Origin of the sequence: Roseobacter sp. EG26, assembly GCF_049830555.1 — a bacterium.
Taxonomy (GTDB): Bacteria; Pseudomonadota; Alphaproteobacteria; order Rhodobacterales; family Rhodobacteraceae; genus Roseobacter.
In genome coordinates, this window is the sequence record NZ_JBNBLH010000002.1 from 188,365 (window position 1) to 213,880 (window position 25,516).

At 56.9% G+C, this 25,516-nt stretch carries 24 protein-coding genes; 22 read left to right on the forward strand and 2 right to left on the reverse strand.

Going from position 1 to position 25,516, the window contains the following annotated elements:
• The first annotated feature begins 136 nt into the window (after positions 1-136).
• The 11 genes from ACOTTU_RS06520 (at position 137) to ACOTTU_RS06570 (ending at position 11,379) form a co-directional block, all read left to right on the forward strand.
• Complete coding sequence (locus tag ACOTTU_RS06520; protein WP_425656753.1) at positions 137-2,215, forward strand: dynamin family protein; 2,079 nt, start codon at positions 137-139, stop codon at positions 2,213-2,215.
• Complete coding sequence (locus tag ACOTTU_RS06525) at positions 2,212-3,144, forward strand: dynamin family protein (protein ID WP_425656755.1); 933 nt, start codon at positions 2,212-2,214, stop codon at positions 3,142-3,144. The genes ACOTTU_RS06520 and ACOTTU_RS06525 overlap by 4 nt, the downstream gene beginning before the upstream one ends.
• 82 nt (positions 3,145-3,226) lie before the next feature.
• Positions 3,227-3,619: a hypothetical protein gene (locus ACOTTU_RS06530; RefSeq protein ID WP_425656757.1), complete on the forward strand. Its 393-nt coding sequence runs from the start codon at positions 3,227-3,229 to the stop codon at positions 3,617-3,619.
• 3 nt (positions 3,620-3,622) lie between these two features.
• Complete coding sequence (locus ACOTTU_RS06535; RefSeq protein WP_425656759.1) at positions 3,623-4,411, forward strand: hypothetical protein; 789 nt, start codon at positions 3,623-3,625, stop codon at positions 4,409-4,411.
• 210 nt (positions 4,412-4,621) lie between these two features.
• Complete coding sequence (locus tag ACOTTU_RS06540) at positions 4,622-5,623, forward strand: ABC transporter substrate-binding protein (RefSeq protein WP_298917292.1); 1,002 nt, start codon at positions 4,622-4,624, stop codon at positions 5,621-5,623.
• A 58-nt stretch (positions 5,624-5,681) separates the two neighbouring features.
• The gene (locus ACOTTU_RS06545; RefSeq protein ID WP_425657138.1) at positions 5,682-6,467 is read left to right on the forward strand and encodes an ABC transporter ATP-binding protein; all 786 of its coding nucleotides are present in this window, start codon (positions 5,682-5,684) and stop codon (positions 6,465-6,467) included.
• Complete coding sequence (locus tag ACOTTU_RS06550) at positions 6,464-7,315, forward strand: ABC transporter permease (RefSeq protein ID WP_425656761.1); 852 nt, start codon at positions 6,464-6,466, stop codon at positions 7,313-7,315. Before ACOTTU_RS06545 ends, ACOTTU_RS06550 begins: the two co-directional genes overlap by 4 nt.
• On the forward strand, positions 7,315-8,577 hold the full coding sequence (locus ACOTTU_RS06555; RefSeq protein ID WP_425656763.1) for a cytosine deaminase: 1,263 nt from the start codon (positions 7,315-7,317) through the stop codon (positions 8,575-8,577). The genes ACOTTU_RS06550 and ACOTTU_RS06555 overlap by 1 nt, the downstream gene beginning before the upstream one ends.
• Positions 8,574-9,980, forward strand: a complete 1,407-nt coding sequence (locus ACOTTU_RS06560) for an FAD-binding oxidoreductase (RefSeq protein WP_425656765.1) — start codon at positions 8,574-8,576, stop codon at positions 9,978-9,980. The genes ACOTTU_RS06555 and ACOTTU_RS06560 overlap by 4 nt, the downstream gene beginning before the upstream one ends.
• Positions 9,977-10,609 carry an NAD(P)H-dependent oxidoreductase gene (locus ACOTTU_RS06565; RefSeq protein ID WP_425656767.1) on the forward strand — a complete coding sequence of 211 codons (633 nt, stop codon included), beginning with the start codon at positions 9,977-9,979 and terminating at the stop codon, positions 10,607-10,609. Before ACOTTU_RS06560 ends, ACOTTU_RS06565 begins: the two co-directional genes overlap by 4 nt.
• The gene (locus ACOTTU_RS06570) at positions 10,606-11,379 is read left to right on the forward strand and encodes a creatininase family protein (protein WP_425656769.1); all 774 of its coding nucleotides are present in this window, start codon (positions 10,606-10,608) and stop codon (positions 11,377-11,379) included. The genes ACOTTU_RS06565 and ACOTTU_RS06570 overlap by 4 nt, the downstream gene beginning before the upstream one ends.
• A 36-nt stretch (positions 11,380-11,415) precedes the next feature.
• On the opposite strand, the gene ACOTTU_RS06575 is transcribed toward ACOTTU_RS06570, so the two are convergent.
• The gene (locus tag ACOTTU_RS06575) at positions 11,416-12,177 is read right to left on the reverse strand and encodes a DeoR/GlpR family DNA-binding transcription regulator (RefSeq protein WP_298917311.1); all 762 of its coding nucleotides are present in this window, start codon (positions 12,175-12,177) and stop codon (positions 11,416-11,418) included.
• A 295-nt stretch (positions 12,178-12,472) separates the two neighbouring features.
• Between ACOTTU_RS06575 and glpD the strand changes: the two genes are divergently transcribed.
• From glpD to ACOTTU_RS06625, 10 genes are all read left to right on the forward strand, one after another.
• Complete coding sequence (gene glpD, locus ACOTTU_RS06580) at positions 12,473-14,077, forward strand: glycerol-3-phosphate dehydrogenase (RefSeq protein ID WP_425656771.1); 1,605 nt, start codon at positions 12,473-12,475, stop codon at positions 14,075-14,077.
• Between the two features lie 15 nt (positions 14,078-14,092).
• A complete protein-coding gene (locus ACOTTU_RS06585) occupies positions 14,093-15,181 on the forward strand; it encodes an ABC transporter ATP-binding protein (protein WP_425656773.1) in 1,089 nt (362 codons plus the stop codon).
• Positions 15,181-16,266, forward strand: a complete 1,086-nt coding sequence (locus tag ACOTTU_RS06590; protein ID WP_425656775.1) for an ABC transporter ATP-binding protein — start codon at positions 15,181-15,183, stop codon at positions 16,264-16,266. The genes ACOTTU_RS06585 and ACOTTU_RS06590 overlap by 1 nt, the downstream gene beginning before the upstream one ends.
• Positions 16,266-17,138: a carbohydrate ABC transporter permease gene (locus tag ACOTTU_RS06595; protein WP_298917323.1), complete on the forward strand. Its 873-nt coding sequence runs from the start codon at positions 16,266-16,268 to the stop codon at positions 17,136-17,138. The genes ACOTTU_RS06590 and ACOTTU_RS06595 overlap by 1 nt, the downstream gene beginning before the upstream one ends.
• Entirely contained in the window at positions 17,138-18,031 is an 894-nt protein-coding gene (locus ACOTTU_RS06600) for a carbohydrate ABC transporter permease (protein ID WP_425656777.1), read from the forward strand. The genes ACOTTU_RS06595 and ACOTTU_RS06600 overlap by 1 nt, the downstream gene beginning before the upstream one ends.
• Positions 18,031-18,273, forward strand: coding sequence for a hypothetical protein (locus ACOTTU_RS06605; protein ID WP_425656779.1), 243 nt, complete (start codon positions 18,031-18,033; stop codon positions 18,271-18,273). The genes ACOTTU_RS06600 and ACOTTU_RS06605 overlap by 1 nt, the downstream gene beginning before the upstream one ends.
• Position 18,274: 1 nt before the next feature.
• Positions 18,275-18,547 carry a DUF2160 domain-containing protein gene (locus ACOTTU_RS06610; RefSeq protein ID WP_298917332.1) on the forward strand — a complete coding sequence of 91 codons (273 nt, stop codon included), beginning with the start codon at positions 18,275-18,277 and terminating at the stop codon, positions 18,545-18,547.
• A 77-nt stretch (positions 18,548-18,624) separates the two neighbouring features.
• Positions 18,625-20,346: an ABC transporter substrate-binding protein gene (locus tag ACOTTU_RS06615; RefSeq protein ID WP_298917335.1), complete on the forward strand. Its 1,722-nt coding sequence runs from the start codon at positions 18,625-18,627 to the stop codon at positions 20,344-20,346.
• 92 nt (positions 20,347-20,438) lie between these two features.
• Positions 20,439-21,926: a glycerol kinase GlpK gene (gene glpK, locus ACOTTU_RS06620; RefSeq protein WP_425656782.1), complete on the forward strand. Its 1,488-nt coding sequence runs from the start codon at positions 20,439-20,441 to the stop codon at positions 21,924-21,926.
• Positions 21,923-23,074 carry an iron-containing alcohol dehydrogenase gene (locus ACOTTU_RS06625; RefSeq protein WP_425656783.1) on the forward strand — a complete coding sequence of 384 codons (1,152 nt, stop codon included), beginning with the start codon at positions 21,923-21,925 and terminating at the stop codon, positions 23,072-23,074. Before glpK ends, ACOTTU_RS06625 begins: the two co-directional genes overlap by 4 nt.
• A gap of 3 nt (positions 23,075-23,077) precedes the next feature.
• Here ACOTTU_RS06625 and ACOTTU_RS06630 read toward each other — a convergent pair whose 3' ends face one another.
• Positions 23,078-24,277 (reverse strand): ROK family transcriptional regulator, encoded by a 1,200-nt coding sequence (locus tag ACOTTU_RS06630; RefSeq protein ID WP_425657139.1) that lies wholly within the window; start codon positions 24,275-24,277, stop codon positions 23,078-23,080.
• Between the two features lie 190 nt (positions 24,278-24,467).
• Here ACOTTU_RS06630 and ACOTTU_RS06635 point away from each other — a divergent pair, with 190 nt between their 5' ends.
• Complete coding sequence (locus tag ACOTTU_RS06635; protein WP_425656785.1) at positions 24,468-25,496, forward strand: sugar ABC transporter substrate-binding protein; 1,029 nt, start codon at positions 24,468-24,470, stop codon at positions 25,494-25,496.
• Positions 25,497-25,516 lie beyond the last annotated feature (20 nt).

The window sequence follows — 25,516 nt, forward strand, 5'->3', positions numbered from 1 at the left end:
CGGCCACAATCACTGCACATTTGCCCCGCACATTCGGATGAGAATACATCCGGGGCTCAAAACCTATGCCATTTTTTCTGACACCCATAGAGACCGCCCAATCAGGCAGGCAGACGGCTTGCACAGGAGGGCAGCGATGAACGTCCTCAATTCGGCGAGCACCCAGGCGTTCCAGGAAGCGACACGGGCCGATCTGCTAAAGGTAGGTCTTGAGCCCCTCGAAGCGTTTGGGAAGACCGCAGCCGCGGTGCGTAAGGCGCTGAAATCCTTGCAATCTCTGGGAGACGACAATACCGCAAAGCGTGCTGATCGTTTGCTGCGCCAACTTGATAGCTTCGAGCCAAGCGTCACGATGATCGGCCAGATCAAATCCGGCAAAACCTCTCTGGTCAACGCCGTGGTCGGTCGGACAGATTTATTGCCAGCGGATGTAAATCCTTGGACGTCGGTCGTGACCTCTTTGCACCTTCATCCGCAAACTGCGGGCTTCAAGGATAGCGCGTCGTTTCAGTTTTTCGACGAAGATGAATGGGATCGCCTGATTTCCGGCGGGGGGCGCATTGGTGAGCTGGCCAGTCGCGCAGGGGCCGATGATGAACTAGAAAAGATCAAGGCGCAGGCCGCCGAAATGCGCGAGAAATCACGTGTCCGTCTGGGCCGGAAATTTGAGATGTTGCTTGGCCAGCAGCGTGACTATGGCTATTTCGATAAGGACCTGATTGAACGATATGTCTGCCTCGGCGAAGAGCCTGACGCGGAAGATCCTGACATCTCCGAAGAACAGGGGCGTTTCGCGGATATCACCAAGTCGGCAGATTTGAACATGCAGCGCGCGTCACTGCCGATCCGTTTGTGTCTTCGCGACACGCCGGGTGTGAACGATACCTTCATGATGCGTGAGCAAATCACCATTCGTTCGATCCGTGACAGCCGCATCTGTGTCGTCGTTCTGTCTGCGCACCAGGCGCTGTCTTCAACCGACCTTGCCCTTATTCGTCTGATATCAAACGTCAAATCCCGCGATGTCGTGATCTTCGTCAATCGTGTTGACGAGTTGTCTGATCCCAAGAACCAGATCCCGCAGATATCCCAGAGTATCGCTGAGACGCTTGCGCGCCACAAAGGGCCGGAGGATGCCGAGATTCTCTTCGGCAGTGCGATGTGGGCGGCTTGTGCTCTGGAAGGAAAACTGGACGCGCTGCCTGCATCAAGCGCCCAGGCGTTGCTTGAGTGGTCTGAGGCCGCGGACGTCAGCGATGTCATTGACGAGGTGGAGAGCCGCGATCCGACCAAGATGGCATGGGCCTTATCCGGCATCCCGTCGCTGCAGCGGGCGCTCGCTACACGCATCGCGGAGGGCATTGGGCAAGTCACATTGCAGCGCGTCGCCTCCAGCGGGTTAAATCTGGCCAATGCGATATCCGCAGCAGAGCGGATCACGCAAACAAGCGCGAGAACCGCTGATGGCCAGCGCCTTGAACGCGGTGACGCGATCAATCGGATGGCCGAAATTACAACCTCACAACTCGACAAGCTTGATGACACCTATGCGGCCATCGTGGCGGAGTTTTCGGAGCGGATGGATCGTGTGCAAGCGAGCTTCCTGGAACGGGCGACCGCCTCACTGATCGTGCATCTTGAGAAATTCGGCGATCATGAACCATGGACCTATGATCCGGCCGGGTTGCGGATGCTTCTTGGGTCGTCTCACAAGGTTCTGGCGCGCAAAAGCAAGGCAGCCTTCGAGGCGGCGACACAAGAAACGGCATTGGATTTGAGTCAGCTTTACCAACAGGCTTTTGGTTTGCCACCTGAGCTTACGCGGATTTCACTGCCACAGGCGCCACAGGTTCCGCCACCCGTTTCGCTGGGCCGAACCATCGCGCTCGATCTCAATGGCAGTTGGTGGAAACGCTGGTGGCTGCATCGGCGCGGCTACAAAGCCTATGCATCTAACTTCTATGAATTGATCAAGACCGAGACCAATCCCTTTGTCGACGAACTCCGCGATGATCTTGCACAGGAAGTCCGCAAGACGGCCGCAGAAGCGTTGGACACGTTTCTAGCTGAACAAAAATCGGTGTTCGATGTGTTTGACAAGCTGGCGCAATCGAGCCCGCAGGAACTTCAGGCTTACGTGGCCAAGATTGCGCCGCCTGACCGTCAGGGAATGCTGACAAAAGCTTTAGAAACACTGAGTGAGTATGCATCATGACGCTCGACACCCCCCCTCAAGATGAGCCTGCTTTTCTGAAAGGCGTGAAGGGGCCGCGCCGCCCGCGGATCGCCCTAATGGGCGAATTCAGCGCCGGAAAGAGTACCCTTGCCAACCTGATGATCGGGTCTGACCCCTTGCCGGTGCAGGTCATTGCCACCCAGCTGCCGCCGGTGTGGATCAGCTATGGTTCGGGTCCGGCGGCCATCGTGGATCTGGAGGGAAACGAGACCCCGTGCGAGCTTGAAGCATTGCAGGAAATATCAACCGAAGAAACGGCGTTCATCCGGGTGCAGTGCAAGGAAGAGATACTGCGGATGTGCGATATTGTCGACATGCCGGGTATTTCTGATCCGAATATGGCGTCCGCCGTTTGGGAACGCATTTTGCCTTTGGCTGATGGGGTTATCTGGTGCAGCCCGGCCACCCAGGCCTGGCGTCAGAGCGAGGCGTCAGTTTGGGAAAACGTGTCAAAACATATCCAGGAGCACTCCCTTTTGTTGCTGACGCGCGGAGACATGTTGGTGTCGGAAAAAGATCGCCGCAAAGTGCTCAAACGCGTGCGCTCAGAAACCGACGCGTTGTTTGCTGCATCAATGATGATCTCGTTGACCCAGGCACGCGATGCCGAAGATGATCCCGCGATTTGGGAAGAAAGTGGCGCAGAGCCATTCGTCACCGAGTTTCTGAACACAATCAACAAGATAGCAGATCAGATTGAAGATGGTAGCCCGCTGGAACCTTTCAAGACCTTGAGCTGTGAACCGCAAGCTCAGGTGGAAAATGAAGTTTCCTCTGCTTCGGTGGCCCATGAGGAAACGGGCGACAGGATTGTGCCGCGCCGCCCCATCGCCAAATCGCGCAGGGAGCGGCCGACGCCGCGACCTCAGCCTGAGGAAGATCTGGACCTGAGCCCCAAATTCTCCTGATTTCGTTAACCGGAATCACATTTTCTGCGGTTATGCCAAACACACTCTGAAAAGGCAGAATGCGTGTGTGTGACCGGCAAAGATGAATAGTTTGTCAGTGAAAGATCGGCTGGACAGTTTCCGCGACCGGTTTGCGGGGTGCAGCGTCGTGGTCTTTGCTGATGTCTCCACCGGTATGGTGCTGTCCGCCAGTAGCCGCGAACGAACCACACAGGAAAAGCTGGATGATCTGTGTCGCCGCGCGGCCTCCCGTCTTGCCGCAGGGGCTCATGCGGGTGTGTCCAACAGGTTTTTCGGTGCTAACGGTCTTACCCCCAGCTTAATCGAATTTGACGCGGCGCAAAGGTTTTGCATCGTCAGGTCCAATCATGCGGACGAAGAGGCCTTGTGCTTTCTTCACGACGGTCCAGAACCGGTTTCCGAGATGTTGGCGGTTGCATCTGAGCTGCTTTCTGACATCGGGGCGGAGGGCTGAACCATGCCCGATGGTCGAACGGAGGACGCGGAACGTCTTTGCAAAGTGTTGTCCAGTCTGCGCAATATCGAACATGGTTTTTCTGCGCGCGGCAGACCTCTGGCTAAGGAGGATGCTGCGCAAAGGTTAAGAGCAATCTTGCAGGAAATTGATGAAACGGTGTTGCGCCGCCACTTACGCTTCACAAATGATCGCGTCGGAGACCTGGTTCTTGATGTAGCGGAAAGACGGCTCTTTGGGGTGTCGGTTGGGAAAGATGTCCGTTTGGAGAGCGCGGACGAGATATCAGAAACACAAATCTCCATTGACGACCCCGCGAGTGTCGCTGGAGTTCTACACGGCTTCTGCGCTGAGGCTGATAGCGTGTACGTTCAAACAGAAATCGCGCAGAGCGCCTTGCCGGAAGGGGTGATGGGGCTGTCGGCAGCCGATTTGTCCGCCCAGCTTTTTGAAGGATCAGGCAAGGCGATGCCATCGGTGACCCTTGAGACCGCCATCGCGGATTGTCGGATTTTTGCCCTGGCGATTTTCGACAGTGACGCTGCCGAAGGCGCGGCAATAATTGGGCAGACCGCCCTTGGGATGGAACTACAGGCACTGGATACTGAGCATGGGTCTGGCAAGGTCACCGATGAACAATCGAGCCCGGATCATTGTGTCATTTGGGCGCGCGCGGACGCGCAATTGCCGGCCATCCTGAAAGTTCACCACAGTGGGCGCCATCTATGGGTTGCTTTTGAGGCTGACCAACTGGATGCTTGCATTGAATGTTGGTCGGCAATCTTCGCTTAGACTGCGACCGGATCGCGCCGCATAAAAATTCGGCTTATCCGACCGGCCCATTCCTTTTTTGGCCGCGCGCTTTCGTCTGTTCTGACAAAATCGTGGAAATGAGTCACTTTTTGGGTGAACATGGCGTTCAATCTGTCCCGAACGCCGCAGAAAAATCCCTGCCTCTTCGTTCTCGCCGGATTGAGAAAAGTTCAGAAACCGGAGGCTGCCATGACCGTAACCCATTCCCCTTTTCTTGCCTGCGCGCTCTCACTTTGCGCGACTGCCGGGCTCGCTGATGGGCATCTGACCCCTGTTGTGTTTGGGACCAACTGGCTGGCGCAAGCCGAACACGGCGGTTTCTACCAGTCGGTTGCGGATGGAACCTACGCCGAATGCGGTCTTGATGTCGAAATCATTACTGGTGGGCCACAGGTCAACAATCGCGCGTTGATGCTCGCAGGAAAGGTTGATTTTCACATGGGCGGTGACATGTTGCAGGCATTCAATGCCGTCAAGGAAGGTATCCCCGTTGTCTCTGTAGCCGCCATCTTCCAGAAACACCCGCAGGTCATTCTGGCCCATCCGGGTGAGGCTGAAAGCTGGGAGGAACTCAAAGACCTGACACTGCTTATCGGGGACAATGGCTTTGCGTCATTTTATCAGTGGATGATTGCCGAACATGGATTTACGGTCGCGCAGCGTCAGCCCTATACCTATAACCCGGCACCCTTCATCGCCGATAAGAAAAAAGGTATGCAGGGTTTCCTGAGCTCTGAACCCTATGCGGTTCGTAAGGAAGCCGGTATTGAACCCAACGTGTTTCTGATCGCTGACGCAGGCTATTCGTCTTATGCCACGACGATCGAGACCATGGCCGCCACCATTGAAAACACACCCGAGCAAGTTCAATGCTTTGTCGATGGATCTCTGACCGGTTGGTACAACTACCTCTATGGCGATAGTACTGCGGCTGACCAGATGATCATTGCAGCCAACCCCGATATGTCTCAGGACAAGATCGATTTCGCCAAGAAAATGATGCTGGAACAGGGTATCGTGGACAGTGGTGCGGCCCTGGAGATGGGGATAGGCGCCATGACCGACGAAGTTGTCAGCGACTTCTATCAGAAAATGGTTGCCGCTGGTGTGCTGGAAGATGGTTTGGATTGGGAAGCGTCCTACACGCTTGAATTCACGAACAAGTCTGTTGGAAAAAGCATCAAGCCCTGAGCGGTTGGAGCTCTTTGGTGAAGCGCAGCAGAACAGGTCATCTGGCTTCGGGGGGGAAATGGGAGAACGCGATGAAGTGTCCTCGCAGCAGATGGAATTGCTGCGCATGGAGCAGGTGGACAAGGTTTTCAATGGGAACATCACCGCGCTGAAAGGCATGTCCTTGCAGGTCAGACAGGGCGACTTCCTCTCCTTGTTAGGGCCGTCCGGCTGCGGCAAGTCCACCGCCTTGCGGTTGATCAGTGATTTGGTGCATCCAACAGCGGGACGGATCGTTTGGAGCGGCGAGCACAGCGCCGATGATCTTGGCGTTGTGTTTCAGGAGGCTACCTTGATGCCTTGGGCAACAGTCGCGCAAAACGTGTGGCTGCCATTTCGACTGCGTGGCAAAGCCTATGGTGAAGTCGCAAAAGAGATTGACGACGCATTAAATCTCGTCGGGTTGGACGGGTTTCAAGACAGTTATCCGAGGGAGTTGTCAGGTGGCATGAAAATGCGTGTTTCGATCGCGCGCGCCATGGTCACCCGCCCTCGTTTGATCCTGATGGATGAACCTTTTGCCGCGCTAGACGAAATCACAAGGTTCAAGTTGAACAATGACTTGTTGAAGCTGAAAGACGCGTTCGGGTGCACGGTGGTATTCGTGACGCATTCGGTTTTCGAATCCGTGTTCTTATCCAACCGAATCGTCATCATGGCGGCCAGACCGGGGCGCGTTGTCACTGAACTGTCCGTGGATGCGCCATACCCACGCAATGAGGATTTTCGGACGTCCACGGAATACGCCGGTTACACGCGGCAGACTGCTGACGCCTTGCGCCTTGCCATGGGCGAAGCGGCATGAGCGTGGTCGATCACGGTCAGCTGGCGACGGATAAGGAGGAGTTGGCGCGCCTTCGACGTAAGCGACTTGAAGCAGGCGGAAAGTGGATTCTACCAGTCCTTGTGCTCCTGATCATGTTGGGCCTTTGGGACCGTGTTGTCGTTTGGAACGAAATTCCGCACTATATCCTGCCGGGGCCGAAGCTGGTTCTGGAGACCTTGATAGAGGATTGGGCAATCCTCTTTGAGGCACTTCTTGTAACGGTTCAGATCACTTTGATGGCCCTTGCCGTTGCGGTCATCGGCGGGGTGGGGCTGGCGGTAATCTTTACGCAATCACGTCTGGTTGAGATGAGTTTTTACCCCTACGCGGTCATTCTTCAGGTCACACCGATCGTTGCGATTGCACCGCTGATTTTCATCTACGTTGACAGCCGGATCGCTGGATTGCTCATGTGCGCATGGCTGGTGGCGTTTTTTCCGGTGCTCAGCAACACGACGTTGGGCCTTAATTCGGCGGACCACAACCTGCGGGACCTTTTTCGCATCTATGGGGCTACGCGCTGGCAAACCTTGCGCTACCTGCAACTGCCCTCGGCTTTACCCTATTTTCTGGGGGGCCTGCGGATCGCCGGGGGGCTGTCGCTGATCGGTGCAGTGGTGGCGGAATATGTCGCGGGCACCGGTGGGCTGAAATCCGGTTTGGCATTCCGCATTCTGGAGGCCGGGTATCGTCTGAACATACCGCGCATGTTTGCAGCACTCTTTCTTATCGCATTGACCGGCGTGATCATCTTTGCCGGTCTCAGTTTTCTCAGCCATATGCTGCTGCGCAAATGGCATGAGAGCGCCCTGAAGCGAGATATCTGATGGACTTCATGACGCTGCCCGATGGTCCGTTGACGCTTCAAAATCTCACAGTACCTGCCTGCCTGATCGGGACGCCGGGGGACCTTGTACCCATCGACCTCCACCTCCGGGAAGGCAAGATCAGTGACCAACCCGGACGGCCTGTTGATCTGAAAGGCGCGATGGTTTTCCCGGCCTTCACTGACATGCATACTCATCTGGACAAGGGGCACATCTGGCCCCGGGCCGCCAACCCCGACGGCAGTTTTGAGGGCGCATTGCGAACTGCGGCCAGTGATCGTCAAACCCATTGGGATGCGGATGACGTCTCTGCCCGGATGGATTTTGCATTGCGATGTGCCTACGCGCATGGCACGCGGGCCATGCGCACACATATTGACAGCATTCCGCCGCAGGACCGGATTTCCTGGCCGGTGCTTCAGGAGGTCCGTGCGTCCTGGAAAGGGCGCATTGATCTGCAAGCCGCCTGCCTGGTGGGATGTGAGGCGGTCGAACGGGATGGTTCCTTTGTGCAGATAGCCGATCTTGTGGCGCAGGCCGGGGGTGTTCTGGGGATGGTCGCCTATCCCGTTCCCGACCTGTCGGATCGGATCAGAGCCTTTCTTGATCTCGCCTGGGATCGTGGCTTGGATGTAGATTTTCATGTGGATGAAACGCTCGATCCTACCTCCGAGGCGCTGCGCATGGTGGCACAGGCCGTGCTCGAGACCGGATTTGAGAACCGCGTCGTTGTGGGCCATTTGTGCTCGTTGTCGATGCAAGCTGAAGATCGCGCGACCGAGACGATGGACCTTGTCGCAAGCGCGGGTGTGCATGTTGTGTCATTACCCATGTGCAACCTTTATCTTCAGGATCGTCAGCACGGCACGCCGCGCATGCGGGGTATTGCGCCGGTTCATGAACTGAAGGCGCGGGGCGTGAATGTTTCATTTGCATCAGACAATACGCGTGATCCTTTCTATGCCTACGGTGACCTCGACATGATCGAAGTTATGCGCGAGGCCACGCGCATAGGCCATCTGGATCACTCTGCCGAGGATTGGGTCGAAGCTTTCACCACCAATCCTGCGCGGGCTTGCGGGTTTGAGCTTCCGAGCCTGAAACCTGGCGCGTCTGCTGACCTTGTCATTTGCCGGGCGCGGTCCTGGACCGAGCTTTTTGCCCGCCCGCAATCTGACCGTATCGTGCTGCGTGACGCCGTTCAGATCGAACGCGCCTTGCCGGATTATGCGGAGCTTGACCATTTGATGAGGACACCATGACAGCGAACATTGCTGCAGCCATGGCCGCGTTGGAACATCTCGAAATTGAGACCAACGCGGCCGCGCGAAAGGCGAAAAGCCGGGATTTCTTCTGGTATTCCCCTGTCTTGAAGGCCGCTCTTGATGGCGTGATGGCTGATTTCGTCGTCAACCCCCGATCCGAAGCGGACGTCATCGAAATTTTAAAAGCCTGCTATGAGTATGACGTCCCGGTTACGGTCAGAGGTGCGGGAACGGGCAACTATGGTCAGGCGATGCCGCTGGCTGGTGGGTGCGTTATGCATCTGCGGCACATGACGCAGGTCAAGAGCATTCAGCCCGGTCGTGTGGTGGTTGAGCCTGGGTGTTTGCTCAAAGATCTCGATGCCGCCTGCAAGGCCCATTCTGCTCAGGAAATCCGCATGTTTTCGTCCACCTGGGCCACCGCAACCATTGGCGGGTTCATCGCGGGCGGGTCCGGCGGCGTCGGTTCGTGCACATGGGGCGGCCTGCGTGATCTGGGAAATATTATCCGGTTGCGTGTCATAACGATGGAGCAGCAACCGCGTGTTCTGGAGTTTCAGGGTGAGGATTTAGCCCGCGTCAGCCATGCCTATGGCACCAACGGCATCATCACCGAAATCGAAATGCCTTTGGCGCCTGCCTATGAATGGGTCGAGATGTTCGTGGCCACCGACGGTTTTGCAGAGGCAGTGCAATTTGCCAACGACCTTGCCCATGAAGACGGTATCCTGCTGAAGTTGGCGACAATATTTGAAGCGCCCATTGCCAAGAGCTACTTCCAGCGCGTAGCACCCCATGTCACTGAGGCGACGCATCTGATCGCGCTGATGGTCGCCCCGCAATCGATGGATGGGTTTGAGACGTTCCTGAAGCGCCGCACTGCCACGCGCCTGATTTACCGCAGCGATGCCTCCGATTGGGAACGCGCGCCCGGCATGATTTTTGAATACGGTTGGAACCACACGACATTGCGCGCGATGAAGGTTGACCCGTCTATCACCTATCTACAGGTTCGTTATGGCTTTCCTGAGCACATGGAACAGATTGCGCAGTTGAGAGAGGCCCTGAGCCCAGAAGTCCTGCAACATCTTGAGGTGATGAGAGAAAACGGCAAGGTGATGTTTGCGGGTCTCAGTCTTGTGAAATTCACCACGGTGGAACGGCTTGAGGAGATCATAAAACTGCATGAGGACGCGGGTGCCATGGTATTCAACCCGCATCGGTATACTTTGGAGGAAGGCGGGCGCCAGACGGTGGACGAGCGGCAGTTGGCGTTCAAGCGAGAGGCCGATCCCAAGGGGCTGCTGAACCCGGGCAAGATGATCGCCTGGGAGGATGCGCAGTGGGATTTTCGTCAAATGTACAGCTACCCTGGTCTGAAGCGGGGCAAAGTCACATGACCCGGGCGCTTGTGATTTACTGCCACCCCAGGGAAGGCAGCTACACATCTGCTGTGCGTGATGTCGTGCTGGAGCGGCTCGCGTTCTCCGGCGCTGAGGTGCGATTGCGGGATCTTTATGGTGCAGATTTTGCGCCTGTGTTGACCGCAGGTGAATTTGAGACCTATGCCGATGCCGCCACAAATCGCGCGCCTGTCGAAAGAGACGTGGACGATGTCTTGTGGTGCGATACGTTGATCTTTGTCTACCCGACCTGGTGGTATGGCATGCCGGCGATGCTGAAAGGCTGGCTGGACCGCGTATTGTTGCCGGACGTCGCGTTCAAACTACCGAATTCGCAAAACCAGAAAATTCGACCCGGGTTGACCCATATCACCCGGCTAGGGGTCTTTACGACATGTGGCGCAAGCTGGTGGGTGACCCATCTCATCGGGTCACCCGGCAGGCGGACGCTGTTACGCGGTGTCCGGGCCATTTGTGCGCGCCGCTGCAAGACGACATTTGCCGCGCATTATCGGATGGACGCTTCGACCAATGCAACGCGCAGCACTCATTTGAGAGAGGTGGCCCGGAAGATGGATAGATTTATGGGCACAGGCCAGTCTGAGCCCAGAGAGGCAGAGATATGACGGCAACCTGGGATTGGGGCGATTTCCGGGCCCCGGCATTCGAAAGCATCGACCCAATGAAGACCATTGCCGTCCTGCCCACGGCGGCAATTGAACAGCATGGTCCGCATCTTCCGGTCGGAACCGATGCGATAATCGCGCGCGGCATGCTGGAAGAGGTGCGCTGTCTGTTGCCGGACCATATGGATGTGCGCATCCTGCCCCTTCAATCTGTTGGCAAATCGAACGAACACCAGTGGGCGGCGGGCACGTTGACCCTGACTGCGGCGACAGCCTTGAACGTCTGGACAGACATCGGCCTTTCCGTGGCCCGCGCCGGGGTTCGCAAGCTTGCAGTGATCAATTCGCACGGCGGCAATCTTGATCTGATCTCCATTCTCTCACGTGAGTTGCGGGTTCAGGCGAATATGCTGGCCGTGAAATGCCAATGGGGGTCCTTTGGGGCGCCCGATGGCGTTTTTTCGGATCGTGAGAACCGGTTTGGTATTCATGGCGGGGATTTAGAGACGTCACTGATGCTGCATTTCCGGCCAGATACCGTGGATATGGATGCCGCCCGGGATTTCGGTTCCTCCGCGGAGCACGGCGTTTTGCAACCCATTGGTCCGATTTCATACGGGTGGATTGCGCGCGATCTGAACCCCGCGGGCGTGGTGGGTGAGGCCCATCTAGCCACCGCCAAAAAAGGATCTGCAACGGCGCGGCATCAGGCGGCGGGGTTTGTTGATCTGCTCAAATCAATCGAGCAGGCCGCCCTGCCAGGAACATGAATCTGTCTTGGAACAGGCGCGGTGGTTCACTGACGATCAGGATGTGACGAAAACGCTGGTGTTCCAGTCTCTGCATCGGATCGCCAAATCGCCGGGCAGGGGGCGGTCGGTGAAAACAGAAGACAGGGCCCGCATGGACGCAATGCGCGCCGGAGCTGAGCGTCCGAATTTGGAATGATCGGCGACCAGGAAGCACTTGCGCGATTGTGCAATGATCGTTTGGCTGACGCCCACTTCCTGAACGTCGAAATCCAGTAAATCCCCGTCTTCGTCCATCGCGGAGCAGCCGATGACTGCAATGTCGAATTTGAATTGTCGAATTGTATCAATGGTAATGTTGCCGACGAGGCCCCCGTCGGCCCGTCGCAACGCGCCACCCGTGACGATGATCTGGCAATCCGGGTTGTCGACCAGGATATTGGCGATGTTCATGTTGTTCGTAACGACCATGAGGTCGCGATGATGCAGCAATTCGCGCGCAACGGCTTCGGTGCTGGTGCCGATGTTGAGAAAAACAGAGCACCCCTCGGGGATGTGCTGCGCACAGGTTCGCGCCATCTCAAGTTTGGCCGCTTCATTCAGGTTGCGCCGTTCTTCGTATTCAATGTTGATGGTGCCGGAGGGGAGTATTGCCCCGCCATGCACACGTTCGAGTTTGTTCGCTTCGGCAAGTTCGGTCAGATCGCGGCGTATGGTTTGCAGGGTCACACCGAAATGCTCGGCCAGGCCTTCGACCGTCACCTTGCCTTCTTTTTGGGCGATTTTTAGAATGTCAGGATGGCGAAAAGTCTGCGACATGGCTGTCCTCCTGATCCTGACTATGGGAAAACATCTTGAAATTGCAACGTATTTTGCGAACGTCGGTGTTGCTATACAGAGCAGCTACAATCGCCCGTTTCTTGTAGTTCTTCGCGGAATGCGAGAAATGATGTTTAACTTCAATCCGTTGGCGAGTTACAGTCCTTGGGTTGGAGAGGTTCGTTTTATTGATTCCGATCAAAAACGAACATAAACGAAAAATACCGCTTGATCGCCGGTAACGGCTGCGTTACCTCTTTGATCGGAATTCGCACGCTATGATTGGGAGGGTCTTGTGTCGAAGCAAAAGTCGCATCAGCAGACCTATGATCTCCTTGTTATTGGTGGTGGCATCAACGGATGCGGTATCGCGCGGGATGCGGCGGGGCGTGGCATGAGCGTGGCGCTTGCCGAGATGAACGATCTCGCTTCTGCGACCTCATCGGCGTCGACCAAGCTGTTTCACGGTGGGCTGCGTTATCTGGAGTATTTCGAGATCAACCTGGTGCGTCATGCCCTGGCTGAACGGGAGATCCTGCTGAAAGCCATGCCGCATATCAGTTGGCCGATGCGATTTGTCTTGCCTTACCATCGGGATATGCGGTTCGAGGGCACAACACCTACTTCGCGGATTCTCAACATTGTCATGCCGTGGATGAAAGGGCGCCGTCCGGCGTGGCTGATCCGGTTCGGTTTGTTGCTTTACGACAATCTGGGAGGGCGGAAAATTCTGCCCGCAACCAAGACCCTGGACCTGAGAAGCAGTGTTGAAGGGAAGCCGTTAGAGGATCGTTTCGAGAAGGCATTCGAATACTCCGATTGCTGGATCGAGGATTCGCGTCTGGTGGTGCTCAATGCCCGCGACGCAGAGGCGCGCGGAGCCGACATATTGGTGCGCACCAAAGTGATCAGCGCGGCCCGCGTTGACGATCATTGGGAGGTGACCGTCGAAGGGGGTGCCACCGCCAAGCAAAAAGTGCTGAAAGCGCGGATGCTGGTGAATGCCGGAGGGCCCTGGGTTGGGGATATCATCCAGCAAAAAGTACGAATCAATTCCACGGAAGGCGTGCGTCTGGTCCGCGGCAGCCACATCATTACGCGCAGGCTTTATGATCACGAGAAATGCTACTTCTTTCAGGGCACCGATGGCCGGATCATATTTGCGATTCCTTACGAGACAGATTTTACCTTGATCGGCACGACCGATGCGGAACACGAAAATCCTGATCAGAAGCCTGAATGTACCCCTGACGAACGCGATTATCTTTTGAATTTCGTCAACCAGTATCTGAAAGCCGATATCACGGCCGAGGATGTTGTCTGGAGTTACTCAGGCGTCCGACCGCTTTATGATGATGGGGCCAGCAGTGCCACAGCGGCAACGCGGGACTACACGCTTAACGTTGATAGCTCCGGTGGCGCGCCAATTTTGAATGTCTTTGGTGGCAAGATCACAACCTACCGGAAACTTGCCGAAGACGCGATGGACAAGATCAAACCTTTTTTCCCGGGCACATCTGATCACTGGACAGCGGGTGTTGCCCTGCCGGGCGGGGATTTCGCGGTTGATGGCTTCGATGCTTTGATCGCGCGCTTGACCGGAGACTACCCGTTTCTGTCGGAATTCTGGGCAAGGCGTTTGGTGCGAGCTTACGGAACGGAGAGCTGGGACGTTCTGGGCAGCGCAGACAAAGAAGCGGATTTAGGTCAGAATTTCGGAGCGAGCCTGACCGAGCGGGAAATCAACTGGCTGATGACGCGAGAATATGCGCGATCAGCCGAAGACGTGGTCTGGCGTCGCAACAAGCTGGGATTGCGGCTCGAGAACGAAGAAATTGCTGTCTTGGACAAATTCATGCGGGCGAAGCTGGCCGCGGGACAGTCCAATGCAGCGGAATAAACTTGGGGGGCGGACATGACCTTGATCCTTGAAGGGGTGTCTAAGACCGTTGGCGGGGCGACCCATATTCACCCAACGGACATCGAACTGCAAAAGGGCACGATGAACGTGCTTTTGGGACCGACCCTGTCGGGCAAGACGTCGCTGATGCGCTTGATGGCGGGGCTGGACGTGCCAGCGACCGGTCGCGTGGTCTGGAACGGTGAGGATGTGACAGGCATGCGGGTGCAGGATCGCAAGGTTGCGATGGTGTATCAGCAGTTCATCAATTACCCGTCTATGACCGTCTATGACAATATTGCCTCACCGATGCGGTTGCTGGGTCAGTCGCGCGCGGAGATCGACAAGCAGGTGCGTGAGACCGCCGAATTAATGAAGCTGGAAGGGATGCTGGACCGCAAGCCGCTGGAGCTTTCGGGCGGGCAGCAGCAACGCTGTGCGCTGGCGCGGGCGCTGGTGAAAAACGCCGGTCTGGTGCTGCTGGACGAACCGCTTGCCAACCTTGACTACAAGCTCCGCGAAGAACTTCGGGCTGAAATTCCGAAGATATTCGAAAAGTCGGGCTCGATTTTTGTCTATGCCACGACTGAGCCGGAAGAGGCGCTTTTGCTTGGCGGCAACACCGCAGCACTTTGGGAAGGTAAAGTCACGCAATTCGGCCTGACGCCGTCGGTTTATCGCAAGCCGGTCAACGCGACCACGGCGCGCGTATTTTCCGACCCGCCAATGAACTTTCTCAAGATTTCGAAGAAAGGCAACATCCTGTCTTTTGGAGATCAGCAAACCATTCCCGCAGTGGCCGCAGCCGCGCAACTACCCGATGGCACATACACTGCGGGTTTCCGACCGAGCCATCTGGAGCTTTCGCCCCATGTGGCGGGGACGATGGCATTCAACACGACGCTTTCGGTCACTGAAATCACCGGGTCGGAGACGTTCGTACATTTGGAACACCACGGGGAACGGTGGGTCGGGCTTGTCCATGGCGTGCAAAGCCTCACGCCGGGGCAGGCATTGCAGGTCTATCTCGATCCCGCGCATGTCTACATTTTTGCGCAGGACGGCGAACTTGTCGTCCCGGCACCCTATGCGGAGGCGGCGTAATGGCCAAGATCACTCTGGACAATCTTGCGCATTCCTATTTGCCCAAACCCGGTGGCGAAGATGACTATGCGCTCAAAGAGTTGAACCACGATTGGGTTGATGGCGAGGCCTACGCGCTTTTGGGGGCGTCCGGTTGCGGCAAATCCACACTGCTGAACATCATATCCGGGCTGCTGCACCCCAGCCAGGGTCGCATTCTGTTTAACGATCAGGACGTGACGCAAGCGCCTACGGCAGAGCGCAACATCGCGCAGGTGTTCCAGTTTCCTGTGGTCTACGACACCATGACGGTACGGGACAATCTCGCGTTTCCGCTGCGCAACCGTGGGGCGGAACCTGCTTATGTGGCTGAACGCGTCAATCAGATCGCCAAGATGATCGGCATGGAAGCAGAGCTCAACCGCAAGGCACGCGGGCTGACAGCGGACGCCAAGCAGAAGATTTCCCTGGGGCGGGGCATGGTGCGCGAAGACGTGAATGCGCTGCTCTTTGACGAGCCTTTGACGGTTATCGACCCGCATATGAAATGGGAACTCAGAACACAGCTGAAATCCCTGCATCACGAGTTTGGCCACACGATGATTTACGTCACGCACGACCAGACCGAGGCGCTGACTTTCGCGGATAAGGTTGTGGTCATGTACGATGGGCGGGTGGTACAGATCGGCACCCCGCAGGAATTGTTCGAGCGGCCCGCGCATACGTTTGTCGGCTATTTTATCGGCTCACCCGGTATGAACCTCTTTGATGCGGAAATTGACGGCGCAGTCGCCCGGATCGCCGGGGTCAAAGTGCCGCTGGGGGCGGGCTACGCACCTCAGGACGGCAAGCTCCAGGTTGGCGTGCGGCCGGAATTTGTCAAACTTTCAAAGGGCGAGGCCGGTGTGCCCGCGCGCATCACGCGGGTTGAAGATGTGGGGCGGCACAAGATCGTCAGGCTCGACGTTGCCGGTCGCGAGATCAGCGCCATTGCCGGGGAAAACGACATTATCTCGACCGATGCTCAGAAAATCACCTTCGATCCGCAAGGTATCAATGTTTACGCTGATGACTGGCGCATTTCACCGACAGGGGAGGCCGCCTGATGAACAAGACAGTCAACCAAAAAGCATGGTTTCTGGTGCTGCCGGTTTTGGTTCTGGTCGCGTTTTCCGCGGTCGTGCCGCTGATGACCGTCGTCAACTACTCGGTGCAGGATACCTTTGGGAATAACCAGTTCTTCTGGGCCGGTCTGGAGTGGTTCAAGGAGATGCTCGAAGAGGAGCGCATGTGGGATGCGCTTTGGCGGCAGATGACATTTTCCGCGATCATTCTGGCCATTGAAGTCCCCTTGGGCATCTATGTGGCGCTGAACATGCCCAAACGCGGATTCTGGGCGTCGTTCTGCCTTGTGCTCATGTCCCTGCCGCTGCTGATCCCTTGGAACGTCGTCGGCACGATCTGGCAAATCTTTGGCCGTGTGGACATTGGCCTACTTGGCTACACGCTTGACAAGATGGGGATTTCCTACAACTACACCCAGGATATTCTGGCCGCCTGGATCACCGTGATTGTCATGGATGTCTGGCACTGGACGTCGCTGGTGGCGCTTCTGGCCTACGCGGGTCTGCAATCCATTCCGGACGCCTATTATCAGGCCGCCAAGATTGATCAGGCGAGCCGCTGGGCTGTCTTCCGCTATATCGAATTGCCGAAGATGGCGGGTGTGCTGATGATCGCGATCCTGCTTCGGTTCATGGACAGTTTCATGATCTACACCGAGCCTTTCGTGGTCACTGGCGGCGGGCCGGGCAATGCCACGACCTTCCTGTCCATCGACCTTGTAAAAATGGCGCTGGGGCAGTTTGACCTTGGACCGGCGGCGGCATTCTCGATCATGTATTTCCTCGTCATCCTTTTGATCTCATGGGTCTTTTATACGGTGATGACGAACCTCGACAAAAGGGACGGTGTGTGATGTCTGATACCACCATTCAAGCACCCGGTGCCGGAACGCTTTCCGGCAAAGCGGCCCAAAGCGAGCTCAAACTTGGCCGTCGCAAGAGCCCCCGTGTAAACCGGTCCGCCATTGTCATGGGGCTCTACCTGTTGTTCCTGCTCCTGCCGATATACTGGCTGATCAATATGAGCCTTAAGACGAACACAGAGATTTTGGGCGAATTCACACTGTTCCCCCGAAACCTGACGCTGGCGAACTACGTTAAAATCCTGACCGATGAGAGCTGGTATATTGGCTATATCAACTCGCTGATCTACGTGGTCATGAACACGGCGATCAGCCTTGTTGTCGCACTGCCTGCGGCCTATGCGTTCAGCCGCTATTCCTTCATGGGCGACAAGCACCTGTTTTTCTGGCTGCTGACCAACCGGATGGCGCCACCTGCGGTCTTTGCCCTGCCGTTCTTTCAGCTTTATTCGTCGGTGGGTCTCTTCGACACGCATATCGCGGTGGCTTTGGCCCATTGCCTCTTCAATGTGCCGCTGGCGGTCTGGATCCTCGAAGGCTTCATGCGCGGTGTGCCCAAAGAAATTGATGAAACCGCCTATCTCGACGGCTACTCCTTCCCGCGCTTCTTCATCCGCATCTTTACGCCCCTCATTGCAAGCGGGATTGGTGTGGCGGCGTTCTTCTGCTTCATGTTCTCATGGGTGGAACTGCTGCTGAGCCGGACGCTGACAACCGTGGATGCCAAACCCATAGCCGCCATCATGACCCGGACCCAAGGCGCGGCAGGCATCGACTGGGGCGTGCTGGCCGCAGCGGGTGTGCTGACCATCGTGCCCGGTGCCTTGGTCATCTACTTCGTGCGCAACTACATCGCCAAGGGCTTTGCCCTGGGGAGGGTGTGATGAACGCACATTTTGTTTCCCTACAAAGTTTCACAAGTCACCCGGCTTATGTAAACGCTTCGCATATTGCCAAGATCGAAGCAGCCGGAGATGAATTGATCATCTACATGACCGGAGGTGAACAGATCCGAATAAGTAAGCTGAAACTTGGCAAGACTTTCGGGGAAAGCCTGGTTCACGCAGACGCCAGACAGTTCTTGGAAACACTCAAAAGCACATCTGATCAGATAAGGTTCACTTGATATGGCATGGATGGCATGGACCGTACCGACGGCAATTTTCTTCGGGGTGATCGCGTGCCTGCTGATCACCTTCACGATACTTGCAATCAAATACCCGGAGACGCCCCGTGTGGGCATTCTTCGGATCGAAACCACGCGCGGTGATCGTTTGTTCATCACGCTGTTGGGCTCAGCCTTCATCAATCTGATCTGGCTGGGTCTTGAGGTCGCACCACAGCCTTATGCGCTGTTGGCGTGTCTGGTCTATGCCGTGGCGGTGTTCCGCTGGGTTTAGACCAGAAAGAACGGCACGTCCGGAAACGTCCGGGCGGTCTGATAAAAACAGTTCAATAACGTCTTGGGAGGACAATCATGAACTTATCTTTGAAATCAACCACAGCTGTGGGCGCGATGGTCGCGTGCATGGCCCTGCCGGCTTGGGCCGACATGGAAGCAGCAAAGGCGTTTCTCGACAACGAGATTGCCGGGCTCTCCGTGCTCGACCGTGCCGCGCAAGAGGCGGAGATGCAATTCTTCGTGGATGCGGCCAAGCCGTTCGAGGGCATGGAAATCAAGGTCGTCTCCGAGACGATCACCACGCATGAGTACGAATCTCAGGTGCTGGCCCCGGCCTTCACCGCGATCACCGGCATCAAGGTCACCCATGACCTGATCGGCGAAGGTGATGTGGTCGAAAAGCTGCAAACACAGATGCAGTCGGGTGAGAACATCTATGACGCTTATGTCAACGACAGCGACCTGATCGGCACGCATTGGCGCTACCAGCAGGTGCGCAACCTGACCGACTGGATGGCGGGCGAGGGCGCAGATGTGACCCTGTCCACACTGGACGTCGATGACTTCATCGGCACATCCTTTACCACCGGCCCTGATGGCAAGCTCTACCAGCTGCCCACACAGCAGTTCGCGAACCTCTATTGGTTCCGCTATGACTGGTTTAACGACGACAAGAACAAGGCTGATTTCAAAGAGAAATATGGCTATGATCTGGGCGTTCCGGTGAATTGGTCGGCCTATGAGGACATTGCCGAATTCTTCACCGGCCGTGACCTGAGTCATATGGGTGTCGATGGCGAAGTCTTTGGCAACATGGACTACGGCAAGAAAGACCCCTCATTGGGCTGGCGCTACACCGACGCGTGGATGTCCATGGCGGGCATGGGCGATGTGGGCGAGCCAAACGGTCTGCCGGTCGATGAATGGGGCATCCGCGTGAACGAGAACTCCCAGCCAACCGGTTCTTGTGTGGCCCGTGGTGGTGCGACCAATTCGCCTGCGGCTGTCTACGCGGTGACCAAGGCGATCGAATGGCTGCAGAAGTATTCACCGCCTGCGGCTGCTGGCATGACCTTCGGCGAAGCCGGACCAATCCCGGCGCAGGGCAACGTGGCCCAGCAGATGTTCTGGTATACGGCCTTTACCGCCGCAACCGTTCTTCCGGATCTGCCTGTGATGAACGAAGATGGCACGCCCAAGTGGCGTATGGCCCCTTCGCCCCATGGCGCATACTGGAAAGAGGGTCAGAAGATCGGCTATCAGGATGCAGGCAGCTGGACGCTGATGGAATCCACACCTGTGGACCGCGCCAAGGCCGCGTGGCTCTATGCGCAGTTCGTGGTGTCCAAGACGGTGGACCTGAAGAAATCTGACGTTGGTCTGACCTTCATTCGCGAATCCACAATTGACGCGGATCACTTCACGCAACGTGCCGACAAGTTGGGCGGTCTGGTGGAATTCTACCGCTCGCCTGCGCGGGTGGCATGGTCTCCAACCGGCACCAACGTTCCGGATTATCCGAAGCTGGCGCAGCTGTGGTGGCAGAACATCGGCGACGCAATGTCCGGTGCGAAAACACCTCAGGAAGCGCTGGATGCACTTTGCGCCGATCAGGAAAAAGTGCTTGAGCGTCTGGAACGCGCAGGTGTTCAGGGTGATCTGGGTCCCGTGATGAACGAGGAAATGAGTGCGGATCACTGGTTCGGCCAGCCCGGCGCGCCTTATGCCAAGCTCGAGAACGAAGACGAAGAGCCACAGACCGTCAGCTATGACGAGCTGATCAAGTCCTGGCAGTAACTCTTTGACTTTTGGCCGGGGCGCTCGCTTGCGCCCCGGCTTTTTCATGGGCAAAATCGCCCAGCAGAATTCAGTGATATCCGGGGGGAACCATGACCCATATTCTTGCGATTGATCAGGGAACCACATCTTCGCGCGCGATCGTTTTCGACGCCAATATGAAGATCAAATCCAGCGCGCAGGAAGAATTTCCGCAGCATTTTCCAGATAGCGGTTGGGTCGAGCATGATCCAGATGATTTATGGTCAACCACGGCTGGAACATGCAGGGCTGCCGTCGAAAAGGCAGGGCTTGGACCGGATGATATCGCGGCAATCGGCATCACCAACCAGCGTGAAACCGTGGTTGTGTGGGAAAAGGAAACGGGCAAACCGATCCACAACGCGATTGTCTGGCAGGATCGCCGCACGGCGGATTATTGTCGTGAATTGCGCGAAGCCGGGCATGACAAGATGATCACGGCAAAAACGGGGCTTCTGGCGGACCCGTATTTCTCCGGCACAAAGCTGAAATGGATTTTAGACCATGTGGACGGCGCGCGCGACCGGGCGCGGGCGGGGAAGTTGCTCTTTGGCACCGTTGACAGTTTCCTGATCTGGAAGCTCACGGGGGGTGCTGCGCATGTGACCGATGCCACCAATGCCGCGCGCACGCTACTTTACGACATCCACAAGGGGCGCTGGAGCACGTCGATCTGTGATCTTTTTGATATCCCCTTGCAGATGTTGCCGGAGGTCAAGGACTGTGCCGCGGATTTCGGCACTACGCGGCCTGATCTCTTTGGCCGTCCGATCCTCATTCTGGGCGTTGCCGGAGATCAGCAGGCCGCCACCATCGGGCAGGCGTGTTTCGAGCCCGGCATGTTGAAATCCACCTATGGCACCGGCTGTTTTGCCTTGTTGAACACGGGCGAAACGGCCGTCGCGTCCAAGAACCGTTTGCTGACAACCATTGCGTATCAATTCGATGGCAAACCGACCTATGCGCTCGAAGGGTCGATTTTTGTCGCCGGCGCGGTTGTGCAATGGCTGCGCGACGGTTTGAAAGTCATCCGTGACGCCGCCGAAACCCAACCTCTGGCTGAAAAGGCGGACCCCAATCAGAATGTTGTGCTGGTGCCTGCTTTCGTGGGCCTCGGTGCACCCTATTGGAACGCGGAATGTCGCGGCGCGGTCTTTGGCCTGACACGCAATTCGGGGCCGGAAGAATACGCAAAAGCCGCGTTGGAAAGCGTCGGCTATCAAACCCGCGACTTGCTGGAGGCGATGCAGGCCGACTGGCAAGGCGACGGAGCAGGGGCCACGTTACGGGTCGATGGGGGCATGTCAGCCTCTGATTGGGCGATGCAATTTCTGTCCGACATCATTGGCGCCCCGGTGGACCGCCCGGAAGTGCTGGAAACAACAGCGCTTGGCGCCGCATGGCTGGCCGGTCAACGTGCGGGCCTCTATCCGGATATGGAAGGTTTCTCGAAGAACTGGGCATTGGAACGTCAGTTTGCGCCTCAAATGGACGAGGCACTGCGCGCCGAAAAATACGGTGCCTGGAAACGCGCGGTTGACGCGACCATGCGTTTTTGAGACTTCCTGCCTTCAGCTTTCTGACTGCGGGTCGCGTCATTTTTGGCCGGGGCACCTGTGATCAGGTCACCAGCGAACTGCGCGCCTGTGGCAGGCGGATCATGATGGTGCGGGGGCGATCTGTTGCTTGGGTCGATCAGTTGGAGGCCGATCTGAACGGATCAGGTGCGCTCTGCGCGACGGTCATCAGCGCGGGCGAGCCGACAATTGACGACGTGCAACAGGCTTTAGTGACGGGCCGCGCGGCAAAGGTTGACGCCGTCGTTGCCGTCGGGGGCGGCGCGGTTATCGATCTTGGCAAGGCAATTGCAGCGCTTCTGCCCGCTAGTGGGACAACTATGGACCATCTCGAAGGGGTCGGAAGGGCGAAACCGCTTGAGCATGATCCGCTGCCCTTCGTGGCGGTGCCGACTACATCGGGAACGGGCGCGGAAGTCACCAAGAACGCAGTCATTTCTGTGCCCGAGGCCGGTCGCAAGGTGAGCCTGCGCGATGATCGCATGCTTCCGGATGTCGCCATCATTGACCCGGCGCTGACGGACAATCTGCCTCGGGCGCAGACATTGGCATCGGGGCTGGACGCGCTGACACAGGTGATAGAACCCTATCTTTCCACGCGTGCAAACCCGCTGACAGATGCGCTTTGCCGGGACGCCATTCCACGCGGTGCCTACGCCCTTTCGCGGTTGGCGGCCGGGGACGACGCCCAGGCGCGCGACGAGATGGCATTCGTGAGCCTCGCCGGTGGTCTGGCGCTTGCAAACGCTGGTCTTGGCGCTGTGCACGGTCTGGCCGGGGTGTTGGGCGGGCGTCTCGGCGCGCCTCATGGTCTGATTTGCGGTCGCCTCCTCGGGCCTGTGTTGTCAGCCAATGCTGAGCATCTGGCGCAGGAAGGCGAGGAAACCACACGGTTTAACGAAGTGGCAGATTGGCTTGGTTCCGCATTTGGGATTGATCGTTCGGATGTGTTTCATAGATTGCCAGATTTGCTGGACCAATGGCAGGTCCCCCGGCTTGACCAATGGATCGCCGGAGACGCTGATTTGGATGCCATAGCCGAGGAGGCCGCCAAAGCCTCTTCGATGAAATCCAACTCCTGCGCGCTGTCCTCAAGCCATCTGGTGGGTGCCATGCGGCAGACCCTCTGAAGCCTACACAGAAGACAGACCTGCATTGGTATTCAGAAAATATTGCGAAAAGATCGGGCCGCTTGCCGCACCGATCGCCCGCGCGTTAAACCCGATATCGCCAGCTTCGATACGCGGCGTCAGCAGGCCCCGCGTGTCTTGCGTGACCAGATAACGCCGGACCCTTTCGACAAGCTCCGCCCGCACCGAATCCGGAAAGGCCCCATCTATCAGGATGGCCTCGAAATCAATGACCGAACATATCGACAGGGCGGCTTTGGCCAATTCCTGTGCCGTCTCGCCAATCCAGGGGTCCACATACCGGCTCAGATCGTTCCAGTCTTGCGGCATCTGCCATAGCCGCTTGGGGTCCAACCCAACCTCGACCAGACGCCCTTCGAGCAAATGCAGGGAGGCCACATCGATCAGCTGGCGGCTTTCGCCGAGCGGCCCAGTGCTGCGCAAAGACCCCAGAGCGCCCGCATTGCCCTGATTGCCTTCGAAAACCGTGTGATTCAAAACCACGCCACCACCGATGAAAGAGCCGATGTAGAAATACGCATAGTCGCGATACTCCTTGCCGAGCCCGTAAAGGTGTTCGGCACGGCAGGCGGCGGTTGCGTCGTTGCAGACAAAAATTGGCAAGGTACTGAATTTGGCCACCTCTTCAGCGAACCGCGTGTCCTTCCAGGAACTGAAGTCTTCTACAGCCGGACCAGAGAGATCATGCCATTTCCAGAGCTCAAAAGGGGAAGCAACGCCAATGCCGCAAATGCGGGACTGTTGCGCGGCACTCATTTCCTCCATCAATTGATCGATCCCGTCTTCGAGAAATCCAAAGACGGTTTCCGGTAGCGGATAGGGGTAGGAGAGATGCACCTGTTTGATCACGTCTCCTTTGAAATTCAGGAGGAGCAATTCAGCACTGCGCCGTCCGATTTTCAGCCCAAAAGCAAACACACCCTCCGGTGACAAATCCATTGGAATGGAGGGTTTCCCCACCTTGCCACGCTGAGGTGCGCCGCGTGCCAGCAGGCCGTCTTTTTCCAGTTTTCGCAGAATTACAGAAACCGTTTGAGGAGACAGTCCGGCCATTCGGGCAAGGTCACTTCCAGGCATCGGACCATGCCGCATGAACATGGAAAGAAGCAGGCGCTCGTTATAATTGCGCACGCCGCGCTGATTCACGCCGCTGCTTAATCCTTTGACCTTGTTGCCGTCCATAAGGTCGTCCACGCCTTTATTTCCTTAGGTAATATCAACTTTTCGAATTAATAAATCAAGTTTATTTATTTATTGACACTTGATCTGAAATGATGTGTCTTAACCAGAACCTGTTGGGGAGGATTCCGCAGGGGAGGCGCGCTGCCTGCGTCTTGAACAAAGCAATTGAAATTTTCCTTGGGAGGGAAACATGAAAAAACTACTCGCCAGCACGATCCTTGGTCTGAGCGCATTGGGCGCGACAAGTGGCGTGGCGCTCGCGGATGGTCACAGTATCACTGCCTGCCTGATTACCAAGACAGATACCAACCCGTTCTTTGTCAAGATGAAGGAAGGTGCGGAGGCCAAGGCGGCCGAGCTTGGCATGACGCTGAAGGCATTCGCCGGTAAGGTCGATGGTGACCATGAAACACAGGTTCAGGCGATCGAAACCTGCATTCTGGATGGCGCCAAAGGTATCCTGATTACGGCGTCAGACACTTCCTCGATCGTTTCAGCTGTCACGCAAGCGCGCGATGCGGGCCTGCTGGTGATCGCGCTTGATACACCGCTGGAACCCATTAATGCGGCAGATGCGACTTTTGCAACCGACAACTACAAAGCAGGTGTGCTGATCGGCGAATGGGCCCGTTCGCAATTGGGCGATGCTGCGGATAGCGCAAAGATCGCCACGCTGGATCTGAACGTGAGCCAGCCCACAGTTGATGTGCTGCGCAACCAGGGCTTTCTGGACGGATTTGGTATTGATCTCGCGGATCCCAATGTGATCGGCGACGAGGATGACGCCCGTATCGTCGGAAGCGATGTGACCGATGGAAACGAAGAGGGTGGGCGTCGTGCGATGGAGAATCTGCTCGCCAAGGATCCGACAATCAACGTCGTTCACACGATCAACGAACCGGCCGCAGCGGGTGCCTATGAGGCGCTGAAGGCGATTGGCCGCGAAAAGGAAGTGCTGATCGTATCTGTCGACGGTGGCTGCCCCGGCGTCCAGAATGTGGCCGATGGCGTGATCGGTGCGACATCGCAACAATATCCGTTGCTGATGGCGTCGCTGGGTGTCGAGGCGATCAAGAAATGGGCGGACGAGGGCGTGAAGCCTGAGCCAACACCGGGCAAAGCGTTCTTTGACACGGGCGTTGCCCTTGTAACGGATGCACCGGCGGAGGGCGTCGAGTCGATTTCCGTCTCCGAAGGCAAAGATCTCTGCTGGGGTTAATCCTTGTAGACCGCAGCGCG

What these genes read in the sequence shown, in the direction of transcription:
- ACOTTU_RS06520 (WP_425656753.1), top strand. Translation starts at nt 137, where the DNA reads ATGAACGTCCTCAATTCGGCGAGCACCCAGGCGTTCCAGGAAGCGACA.
- ACOTTU_RS06525 (WP_425656755.1), top strand. Translation starts at nt 2,212, where the DNA reads ATGACGCTCGACACCCCCCCTCAAGATGAGCCTGCTTTTCTGAAAGGC.
- ACOTTU_RS06530 (WP_425656757.1), top strand. Translation starts at nt 3,227, where the DNA reads ATGAATAGTTTGTCAGTGAAAGATCGGCTGGACAGTTTCCGCGACCGG.
- ACOTTU_RS06535 (WP_425656759.1), top strand. Translation starts at nt 3,623, where the DNA reads ATGCCCGATGGTCGAACGGAGGACGCGGAACGTCTTTGCAAAGTGTTG.
- ACOTTU_RS06540 (WP_298917292.1), top strand. Translation starts at nt 4,622, where the DNA reads ATGACCGTAACCCATTCCCCTTTTCTTGCCTGCGCGCTCTCACTTTGC.
- ACOTTU_RS06545 (WP_425657138.1), top strand. Translation starts at nt 5,682, where the DNA reads ATGGGAGAACGCGATGAAGTGTCCTCGCAGCAGATGGAATTGCTGCGC.
- ACOTTU_RS06550 (WP_425656761.1), top strand. Translation starts at nt 6,464, where the DNA reads ATGAGCGTGGTCGATCACGGTCAGCTGGCGACGGATAAGGAGGAGTTG.
- ACOTTU_RS06555 (WP_425656763.1), top strand. Translation starts at nt 7,315, where the DNA reads ATGGACTTCATGACGCTGCCCGATGGTCCGTTGACGCTTCAAAATCTC.
- ACOTTU_RS06560 (WP_425656765.1), top strand. Translation starts at nt 8,574, where the DNA reads ATGACAGCGAACATTGCTGCAGCCATGGCCGCGTTGGAACATCTCGAA.
- ACOTTU_RS06565 (WP_425656767.1), top strand. Translation starts at nt 9,977, where the DNA reads ATGACCCGGGCGCTTGTGATTTACTGCCACCCCAGGGAAGGCAGCTAC.
- ACOTTU_RS06570 (WP_425656769.1), top strand. Translation starts at nt 10,606, where the DNA reads ATGACGGCAACCTGGGATTGGGGCGATTTCCGGGCCCCGGCATTCGAA.
- ACOTTU_RS06575 (WP_298917311.1), bottom strand. Translation starts at nt 12,177, where the DNA reads ATGTCGCAGACTTTTCGCCATCCTGACATTCTAAAAATCGCCCAAAAA.
- ACOTTU_RS06585 (WP_425656773.1), top strand. Translation starts at nt 14,093, where the DNA reads ATGACCTTGATCCTTGAAGGGGTGTCTAAGACCGTTGGCGGGGCGACC.
- ACOTTU_RS06590 (WP_425656775.1), top strand. Translation starts at nt 15,181, where the DNA reads ATGGCCAAGATCACTCTGGACAATCTTGCGCATTCCTATTTGCCCAAA.
- ACOTTU_RS06595 (WP_298917323.1), top strand. Translation starts at nt 16,266, where the DNA reads ATGAACAAGACAGTCAACCAAAAAGCATGGTTTCTGGTGCTGCCGGTT.
- ACOTTU_RS06600 (WP_425656777.1), top strand. Translation starts at nt 17,138, where the DNA reads ATGTCTGATACCACCATTCAAGCACCCGGTGCCGGAACGCTTTCCGGC.
- ACOTTU_RS06605 (WP_425656779.1), top strand. Translation starts at nt 18,031, where the DNA reads ATGAACGCACATTTTGTTTCCCTACAAAGTTTCACAAGTCACCCGGCT.
- ACOTTU_RS06610 (WP_298917332.1), top strand. Translation starts at nt 18,275, where the DNA reads ATGGCATGGATGGCATGGACCGTACCGACGGCAATTTTCTTCGGGGTG.
- ACOTTU_RS06615 (WP_298917335.1), top strand. Translation starts at nt 18,625, where the DNA reads ATGAACTTATCTTTGAAATCAACCACAGCTGTGGGCGCGATGGTCGCG.
- glpK (WP_425656782.1), top strand. Translation starts at nt 20,439, where the DNA reads ATGACCCATATTCTTGCGATTGATCAGGGAACCACATCTTCGCGCGCG.
- ACOTTU_RS06630 (WP_425657139.1), bottom strand. Translation starts at nt 24,277, where the DNA reads ATGGACGGCAACAAGGTCAAAGGATTAAGCAGCGGCGTGAATCAGCGC.
- ACOTTU_RS06635 (WP_425656785.1), top strand. Translation starts at nt 24,468, where the DNA reads ATGAAAAAACTACTCGCCAGCACGATCCTTGGTCTGAGCGCATTGGGC.